Origin of the sequence: Micromonospora sp. LOL_021, assembly GCF_048060215.1 — a bacterium.
Taxonomy (GTDB): domain Bacteria; phylum Actinomycetota; class Actinomycetes; order Mycobacteriales; family Micromonosporaceae; genus Micromonospora_E.
The window spans coordinates 22,793-31,496 of the sequence record NZ_JBHMIN010000062.1 but is presented as its reverse complement, the minus strand read 5'-3'; the positions used below and the strand labels follow the sequence as shown (position 1 = coordinate 31,496).

Here is an 8,704-nt window from a genome sequence, read left to right as displayed (position 1 = left end):
CGTGCCGGCCCAGTCCGCCCACCAGCACCGGCGGGTACTCCCAGGACAGCATCAGAATCCGCTGCGACCGTGGTGCGCGGATGTCGATCACGTCGGCGGCAGGTGACATCGACAGACCCCCCTCAATTCAAATCGGCACCGGACATGCGCGATCAGGCACCTAATGCGGGTGCTGACGCGTCTTTGGGTTGCCGACGATACTGCCGGCAATGGGATAACCAGGGAAGACATTCGCGTTGCGCTGATGTAACGGCAACTGATCAGACTTGTCGGACCCGGAGTAGTTCGGCCACCGACCACGCCTGGAACGGGCAGCCGGTGGCACCGTGCGGCGGATCCCCGTCGGCCGTTTCGCTGACCGAGCCGAGTCCGTACTCGCTCAGGTGGGCGGTCAGCCCGAGGAACACGTCGGAGACGTCCAGACCCGCCCGCCGGGCCGCCGACACGTACGGGCCGATCAGCCACGGCCAGACCGTGCCTTGGTGGTAGGCGCCGTCACGGCGGGCCGGCCCGCCCCGGTGCTGCCCGAGGTAGCCGGCCGAGTCCGGCGCCAGGCTGCGCAGACCCAGCGGGGTCAGTAGCGCCGCGCCGATCGCCCGCAGCGGTGCCGGGTCCGGCTCCAACGGGGCGTACGGCAGCGACCAGGCGAGCAGCTGGTTCGGGCGCAGCGCGTCGTCGTCGGCGTGCGGATCCCCGCCCAGCGGGTACTGCGCCGGAGTGTCCAGCACGTCGTAGAGCCATCCCGACGGGGCCGGGTAGCGGGCCCGGAACGACTCCTGCGCCTTCGGGTACAGGCTCGTCGCCGCCCCCGGATCACCGTCCACCAGCTGCGCCAGCTCGCTCACCGCCGCCAGCCCGTTGACCCACAGGGCGTTCACCTCGACCGGCTTGCCCTCCCGGGAGGTGATCGGCACCCCGTACACCCGGGCGTCCATCCAGGTCAGTGCCTCGCCGCCGGCGCCGCCGGTGAGCAGCCCGTCGGCGTCGTCCACCCGGATGCCGTATCGGGTGCCGCGCAGATGCGCCGCGACCACCTCGCGCAGCGCCGGCAGCAGCTCGGCCGCCAGGTCGATGTCGCTGGTCGCGGTGACGTGCCGGTCCACCGCGTGCAGGAGCCACAGGGTGCCGTCGACGGTGTTGTACTCCACGTGCCCGGTGTCGGCGGTGTTCGCCAGCATCCCCTCGGACAACGTCGCCGCGTAGCCGCGCAGCAGCTCCCGGCCCTCGTCGGCCCGCCCGGTCGCCAGGAACAGCCCCTCGTACGACGTCAGCGTGTCCCGTGACCACGCCCCGAACCACGGGTAGCCGGCCACCACGTCCGGCCCGGAGCCGGTGCGCACCACGAAAGCGTCGGCGGCCAGGGCCAGCGTGGCGTCGACGGCGTCGGCCGGTTTCGCGGCCGCCACCACCGCCCGGTTGCGGGTCCGGGCGGCGGCGACGATCGTGGCCGCCCGGGCCGGCACCTGTTCCAGCTGCTCCGCCCACGCGGTCACCTCGGCCACCGCGCCGGGGCCGTCGAGGGTGGCGGTGAAGCTGCCCGCGTACCACAGGTCCTCCTCGGCCCGCAGCCCACGCGCCGCCTCCTCGCGGTGGTACACGCCGTCCCACCAGTTGCCCGCCGGCACCCAGTCCGGGCCGTGTATCCGGAACGCGCCCTCGATCACCGTCCCGCCGTCGACGTTGTCCATCCGCGGTGGGGGAGCCTGCCCGTCCCGTTCGCCGTGCGCGTCCCGCCAGGTGGTGACGGCGGCCAGGGTGAGGGTGACCGGTCCGCCGCTGACCAGCCGGTGGGTGACCGCCACGCACGGCGAGCCGTGCGTCATCGCGATCTCCCGTTCGATCACCACGTCGCCGATCCGCCACCGCCAGCGCGGCACCCCGTCGGTCAGGTCGAAGCGCTCCAGCAAGGTGTGGCCGGGCGGGTCGACCACGCCGGACGCCCATTCGTGTACGCCGAGGCGGACCTGCGCGCCGGACGGCAGGGTGACCGCCGGGTCGAGGCTGACCAGCCCGACCCGCCGGGCCGCCGGGGTGGCCCCGGCGACCACCAGCAGGCCGTGGTAACGGCGGGTACGCAGACCGCTGACCGTGCCCATCGCGTAGCCGCCCCGACCGTCGGTGACCAGCCACTCCCGGCTGGCTCCGGCGGCCAGGTCGCCGCAGACCTGCGGTCCGAAGCTGATGTCGAGCAATGTTCCTCCATGGCTGGTCGACCGGCGAGAGGGCAGCGGGCCGGTGGCGGGCGGTGTGGGCGGGGCGGTGGCGGTGTGGGGCGCGGCGGTGACAGGCCGGCGAAACGGTGCTGGGGTGCCGGCAAGGTGACGGTCCGACAAGTGCCGGAAACACGTCCCAGGAAGAATGACCGTCATGGTCAACTCCAGGCGGACGTATCGTGATCCGGAGCGCACCCGGTTGGTGGAAGCCGACGCGGGTGAGCATCCGTGGCGGGCATGGGGGCCCTACGTGTCAGAGCGGGCATGGGGAACGGTACGGGAGGACTACAGCGAGCACGGTACGGCGTGGGACTACTTTCCGCATGATCATGCCCGATCCCGGGCGTACCGTTGGAACGAGGATGGCATGGCCGGCGTCTGTGACGACCGGCAGACGTTCTGCTTCGGCCTGGCGCTGTGGAACGGCGAGGACCCGATCCTCAAGGAGCGCATGTTCGGCCTGGGCGGCGACGGCGGCAACCACGGCGAGGACGCGAAGGACTACTGGTGGTACGAGGATTCCACGCCCACCCACTCCTGGATGCGTTGGCGCTACCACTATCCGCAGGCCGCCTTTCCGTACGACGGTCTCGTCGCGGTCAACGGTATGCGCGGCCGCGACGAGACCGAGTATGAACTGGTCGACACCGGCATCTTCGACGACGACCGGTACTGGGCGGTAACCGTCGACTACGCCAAAGCGGGGCCGACCGACATGTGCATCGAGATCACCGTGGCCAACCGGGGCGACACCGATGCCCGCCTGCACGTCCTACCCAGCCTGTGGTTCCGCAACACCTGGGCGTGGGGGCTGCCCGGCCGCGACCAGATCCCGGTGCTCACCGGCGACGGCGACCGCCTGGTCGGCCACCACTGGGTGCTCGGGCAGCTGGTGCTGCAGGGCGACGGCGATCCCACCCCGCTGCTGTGCGACAACGACAGCAACGCCGAACGGCTCTGGGGGCTGCCGTCGCGTACCCCGTACCCGAAGGACGGCATCAACGACCACGTCGTCGACGGCGCCGACACGGTCAACCCGGAGTCGACCGGCACCAAGGGCGCACTGCACTACGTGCTGAACGTGCCGGCCGGCGGCGAGGACCGGATCCGGCTGCGGCTGACGTTGACCGCGCCGCCGCCGGGTAACACCCCGCCGCCCCGGCTCAACCTCGGTGCCGGGCACGCCGCGACGCTGGCCGCCCGGCACGCCGAGGCCGACCGCTACTACGACACCGTCATTCCGGCCGCCGCCACCGACGACGAACGTCTCGTCGCCCGTCGGGCATTCGCCGGTGTGCTCTGGGGCAAGCAGTTCTACCACTTCGACGTCGCCCAGTGGCTGGCCGGCGACCCGGCCAGCCCACCGCCGCCGGACGGGCGCGGCCACGGCCGCAACGCCGCCTGGTGGCACATGAACAGCTTCGACGTCATCTCCATGCCGGACCCCTGGGAGTATCCCTGGTACGCCGCCTGGGACCTGGCGTTCCACTGCTCGACGCTGGCCCGCGTCGACCCGCAGTTCGCCAAGGACCAGCTGCTGTTGCTGCTGCGCGAGTGGTACATGCACCCCAACGGGCAGATTCCGGCGTACGAGTGGGCGTTCGCCGACGTCAACCCGCCGGTGCACGCCTGGGCGGCGCTGCGGGTGTTCGACATCGACGGCCGGCGCGACTTCGAGTTCCTCGCCCGGATCATGCACAAGCTGCTGCTCAACTTCACCTGGTGGGTCAACCGCAAGGACATCAACGGCAACAACGTCTTCGAGGGCGGCTTCCTCGGGCTGGACAACGTCGGGCCGTTCGACCGGTCCGCCGCGCTGCCGGTGGCCGGGGTGCTGGAACAGTCCGACGGCACCGGCTGGATGGCGACGTACGCGCTGAACATGCTGGACATGGCGTTGACCCTGGCGGTGCACGACCACACCTACACCGACATCGCCACCAAGTTCCTGGAACACTTCGCCTACATCGCCGCCGCCGCCTACGACCAGGGGCTGTGGGACGAGGAGGACTCGTTCTTCTACGACCAGCTGCGGCTGCCCGACGGCGACACTCTGCCGCTGAAGGTGCGGTCGGTGGTCGGCCTGCTGCCGTTGGCGGCCACCACCACGCTGCACTCCGGCACCCTGGCCAGGCTGCCCGAGCTGGCGGCCCGGCTGCGCTGGTTCCTGACCAACAAGCCGGAGTACGCCGACGTGATCGGTGCCCGCCGGCTGGCCGGCGACGGCCGGCAGCACCGGCTGCTGTCCATGGTCGGCCCGGAGCAGATCGTGCGGATCCTCGCCCCGATGCTCGACGAGGAGGAGTTCCTTTCCCCGTACGGGCTGCGCACCCTGTCCCGGCGGCACCTCGACGAGCCGTTCACCGTATCCCTCGGCGGACAGGACTTCACCGTCGGCTACGAGCCGGCCGAGTCGGCCAGCGGGCTGTTCGGCGGCAACTCCAACTGGCGGGGCCCGATCTGGATGCCCACCAACTACCTGCTGGTCTGCGCGTTGCGGGACTTCGCCACCTTTTTCGGCGACGACCTGCTGATCGAGTACCCGACCCGGTCCGGCTCCAAGCGCACCCTCAACGCGATCGCCGACGACCTGTCGCACCGGCTGATCTCGCTGTTCCTGCGCGACGGGTACGGCCGGCGGCCGATCTACGGCGCCGCCGAGACGTTCCAGCAGCACCCCGACTGGCGGGACCTGATCGCCTTCCCGGAGTACTTCCACGGCGACAACGGCGCCGGCCTGGGCGCCTGGCACCAGACCGGCTGGACGGCGCTGGTCGCCGACCTGATCCTGACGGTGCGGGCCGACCGCCCCGACGACGGCCGGACCCGCTGATCCTGCCCAGGGCGGCCCGGTCCGGTGCCGACCGGTGGGTTCAGCCTGGCTGACCCCACCGGCGGGCGTACTCCGGTGCGTGCTCGGGACGCGGTCCGATGCCGATCAGGTAGGCGGGCAGCAGCGACGCCGCTGGGAACCGGCGCATCAGGGCCAGCAGCGGGGCCGGCGGGCCGACCCGCCGACCGTCCAGGATCGGCTGGACGATGGTGCGGTGCAGATTCTGCTGCAGGGTCTGCACCACGACGGTCGGCAGGGCCCGGCGGGCCCGTACCGTGGCCAGCTCCGCCGGGGTGATCCGGCCCCGGCGCAGCGGCTCGGCCAGCCGGGTCGCCGCCGCGACGGCGTCGGCGACGGCGAGGTTGATGCCGACCCCGCCCACCGGGCTCATCGCGTGCGCGGCGTCGCCGATGCAGAGCAGGCCGTCGCGGTGCCAGCGGCGCAGCCGGTTCACCCGTACGTCCAGATGTTTGACGTCGTCCATGCTGGTCAGCGCGTCGAGCCGGTCGGCGAGCCGGGGCGCGACGGTGGCCACCTGGCGCTGGAACGCCGCCAGCCCGCGGCTACGCAGCTCGGCGTCGGTCCCCTTGCGGGCGATGTAGGCGACCTGCAGGTGGCCCTCCCGGGGGAACACCACGACCATCGCGCCGTGGCCGGCGGCCGGTACCAGGCCCGGCAGATCGTCGGTGTCCCGTCGGGGCAGCCGGAACCACCAGGCGTCGATCGGCACCGGGAACTCGCGGGGCCGCAGCCCGGCCGCGCGCCGTACCGCCGACCAGCGTCCGTCGCAGGCCAAGGTCAACGCCGAGCGGATCTCGCCGGTCACACCGTCCGCAGTCCGGTAGCGCACCCCGGCGACCCGGTCACCGTCGTGCAGCAGGCCGGTCACCTCGGTCCCCATCCGCAGGGTGAACGTCGGCTCGGCCGACGCCGCCCCGGCCAGCAGGTTGAGCAGGTCCCACTGCGGCACCATCGCGATGTACGGGTGCGGGGTGTGCAACCGGCGTAGGTCCCCGACGACGATCTGCCGGCCCTCGCCGGTCGGAAAGGCGACCTGGTGGATCCGGGTCTGCGGCAGGGCGGCGAACTGGTCGCCGAGGCCGAGCTCGTCGAGCAGCCGCAACGTCGACGGGTGGACGGTGTCGCCACGGAAGTCCCGCAGGAAGTCCTCGTGCTTCTCGCAGACGACGACCCGCACCCCGGCTCGGGCCAGCAGCAGGCCGAGCATCATGCCGGCCGGTCCACCACCGGCGACCACACAGTCGGCAGTGTCAGTGTCCATCGCGCCCACCTCCATCAATTTCATCACGCGTTGAATAAATCGACGATAGCGTGACCACGGCGATCCGTCCGACCCACCGGACGGGGTGTGGGCAACGACACCGCTCGACTGAACGCGGGCGGGTCAGCCGTCGAACATCAGCACCACCGCGACCGTGTCGGCCAGCGGACCGGTGCCGACCCGGTGGGTATGCATCGCCGCGTACAGCAGTGCGGCTGCGGTGATCGCCGGCCAGCGAAGGTCAGCAGCATCGCCGTGAGCAGGACCATCGGGTCGTACGCCCGGTAGCCGGACAGGTCGGACGGTCCGGTCAGCGGGCTGTGGTACGCCAACCAGGCCCAGCCGACGACCGCAGGCACCGGCCCCAGCCAGTACCAGCGCCCCGGGACCGCCCGTCGATGCTCCTGGCCGCCGGGCGGTGCCGCCGGCCAGTTCCGCAGCACCCACCAGGCGCCGCCGAGCAGCAGCGCGACCTTCACCGGGCCGTACCAGACGCTCCCCGGCCCGAGGAGCAGCGCCAGCCCGGCGAACGCCACCGCGACCGTGCTCAGCCCGGCCACCTGCCGGGTGAGCGCCGCCCGCGCGTCGGCAACCGCCGGCTGCAACGCCGGCAGTCGCGGCGGCACCAGCCTGGCCAGCGGCGACCCGGCGACCAACGGCACCACGACCGCAGGGATCGTCACCGGGGACGCCTCGACGTCCGCCGAGGTCGTCACTTCGGTACGCCCGGTGGCGAGCAGCCACAGCGGTGCGCCGCCGATCATCGCCAGCCCGAACCCGGTCAACAGCCGGTCCGGTGCGACGACGCGTGACGCCCATGGCGCCGAGGGTGGCCAGCGGTCGCATCCCGACGTACGCGCTCACCGCGTGGGTAGGGTGGCGGGTATGGCTGTCACCTCAGAGATGGTGCCGTTGGGCACCCCCGCGCCTGACTTCGCGCTGGCGGACGTCTCGGGTCACGTGGTCCGCCGCGACGACTTCGCCGACGCGCCGGCGCTGCTCGTCGCCTTCATCTGCAACCACTGCCCGTACGTGAAGCACGTCGAGGTCGGACTGGCCAAGGTGCTCGCCGAGTTCCCGACCCTGGCCGTCGTCGGCATCTGCACCAACGACGCCGAGGCGTACCCCGACGACGCCCCCGCGCAGCTCGCCGCGCAGGCCCAGCGGGCCGGCTGGACGTTCCCGTACCTCATCGACGCCAGCCAGCAGGTGGGCCGCGCCTACCAGGCGGTGTGCACTCCGGACTTCTTCCTGTACGGCGCCGACCGCACCCTGGCCTACCGGGGCGCGTTCGACGACTCCACCCCGGGCAACGGCAAGCCGGTCACCGGGGCGGCGCTGCGGGCCGCGATCGAACTGGTGCTGGCCGGGCAGCCGGTGCCCGAGCCACACCAGCCGAGCATGGGCTGCTCGATCAAGTGGCGGTCCTGACCGGACCGTCGGTGCGGGCCGGATCCGGCCGCTGGTAAACCCCGATCGGCGGCCGCGCGTCAGTCCGGTATGACCCATCTGCGCGTACCGATGATCGTCAGCCTCGCCGTACTGCTGGCCGCCGCCGGCTGCACCACGGCCGAACCGACGGGAGCCGCCACCGGCCAGCCACCGGACGGAACCGGTGCCGGGACCCTGGCACCGCCCGGACCGGCAGCGGGCCAGCGGGAGTCGCCCGTGGTGGGCCTCGGCCGCAGCGGCCCGGACGGACCGCCCGGCCCCGGCCCGGGCGAGTACCAGGTGCGGTACGGCTGGGCGGTGCCGTCGCAGACCGTCGTCATCCGCAACGACGTCCGTCCGCCGGTCGCACCCCGGCCGGCTCCACCGCTGCCGTACCTGGTGGAGATCGAGGCCACCGACCACGCCGACACCGACCCGGCGTACAGCCGGATCTCGTTCGTGTTCCGGTCCGGATTCCCGTCCTACGAGGTCGGCTACCAGCCGCGGATCGTCTTCGACGGCACGGGGGAGCCGGTCGACCTGGCGGGCGACTGCTTCCTGCAGATCCGGTTCGTCTCCGCGCAGGCACACGACGCGTACGGCCGGATGTCGGTCCAGCGATCGCCCGCCCCGCAGCTGCGGCTGGGCAGCCTGCGTGGCTACGGGTTCGCCGGCGACTACGAGGGCCGGGTCACCTACGGTCTGGGTATCGACCCGGTTGACGGGCCGGACCAGCCGCCGCCGGTACGGGTCGCCGAGGTCGGCCTCGGCGACCGGTTCATCGTCGCCGTCGATGTCCGGTACTGACCGCCGACCGCTGCGGCTGGCCGCCGGCGCGGGGACCGCTGCGGTTGGGGTCGTCGCACGGGAGGGTGACCCGGTCCGGCAGGATGTGGCCCGGCGGGTACGGGTACCGCCCGGAGCGGACCGGCCGGGCGGACGGGA

The 8,704-nt window shown here is 72.3% G+C and carries 6 protein-coding genes; 3 read left to right on the top strand and 3 right to left on the bottom strand.

The window, feature by feature from the left end:
- Positions 1-260: 260 nt before the first annotated feature.
- The gene (locus ACFHWT_RS27735; protein ID WP_416597625.1) at positions 261-2,192 is read right to left on the bottom strand and encodes an amylo-alpha-1,6-glucosidase; all 1,932 of its coding nucleotides are present in this window, start codon (positions 2,190-2,192) and stop codon (positions 261-263) included.
- Positions 2,193-2,367: 175 nt separating this feature from the next.
- On the opposite strand from ACFHWT_RS27735, the gene ACFHWT_RS27730 reads away from it, so the two are divergent.
- Positions 2,368-5,046 (top strand): MGH1-like glycoside hydrolase domain-containing protein, encoded by a 2,679-nt coding sequence (locus ACFHWT_RS27730; RefSeq protein WP_416597624.1) that lies wholly within the window; start codon positions 2,368-2,370, stop codon positions 5,044-5,046.
- 40 nt (positions 5,047-5,086) lie between these two features.
- Here the strand turns inward: ACFHWT_RS27730 and ACFHWT_RS27725 are convergent, their stop codons facing one another.
- Both ACFHWT_RS27725 and ACFHWT_RS27720 read right to left on the bottom strand, forming a co-directional pair.
- Positions 5,087-6,328, bottom strand: a complete 1,242-nt coding sequence (locus ACFHWT_RS27725) for an FAD-dependent oxidoreductase (RefSeq protein WP_416597623.1) — start codon at positions 6,326-6,328, stop codon at positions 5,087-5,089.
- A gap of 137 nt (positions 6,329-6,465) precedes the next feature.
- Entirely contained in the window at positions 6,466-7,113 is a 648-nt protein-coding gene (locus tag ACFHWT_RS27720) for a hypothetical protein (protein WP_416597622.1), read from the bottom strand.
- A gap of 100 nt (positions 7,114-7,213) precedes the next feature.
- On the opposite strand from ACFHWT_RS27720, the gene ACFHWT_RS27715 reads away from it, so the two are divergent.
- Together ACFHWT_RS27715 and ACFHWT_RS27710 are read left to right on the top strand one after the other, a co-directional pair.
- The gene (locus ACFHWT_RS27715; protein ID WP_416597621.1) at positions 7,214-7,759 is read left to right on the top strand and encodes a thioredoxin family protein; all 546 of its coding nucleotides are present in this window, start codon (positions 7,214-7,216) and stop codon (positions 7,757-7,759) included.
- A 69-nt stretch (positions 7,760-7,828) separates the two neighbouring features.
- A complete protein-coding gene (locus tag ACFHWT_RS27710; protein WP_416597620.1) occupies positions 7,829-8,566 on the top strand; it encodes a hypothetical protein in 738 nt (245 codons plus the stop codon).
- Positions 8,567-8,704 lie beyond the last annotated feature (138 nt).

Bases quoted from the DNA above. Each gene is read 5' to 3' on its own strand.
- ACFHWT_RS27710 (WP_416597620.1), top strand. From the start codon at position 7,829: ATGACCCATCTGCGCGTACCGATGATCGTCAGCCTCGCCGTACTGCTG.
- ACFHWT_RS27715 (WP_416597621.1), top strand. From the start codon at position 7,214: ATGGCTGTCACCTCAGAGATGGTGCCGTTGGGCACCCCCGCGCCTGAC.
- ACFHWT_RS27730 (WP_416597624.1), top strand. From the start codon at position 2,368: ATGGTCAACTCCAGGCGGACGTATCGTGATCCGGAGCGCACCCGGTTG.
- ACFHWT_RS27725 (WP_416597623.1), bottom strand. From the start codon at position 6,328: ATGGACACTGACACTGCCGACTGTGTGGTCGCCGGTGGTGGACCGGCC.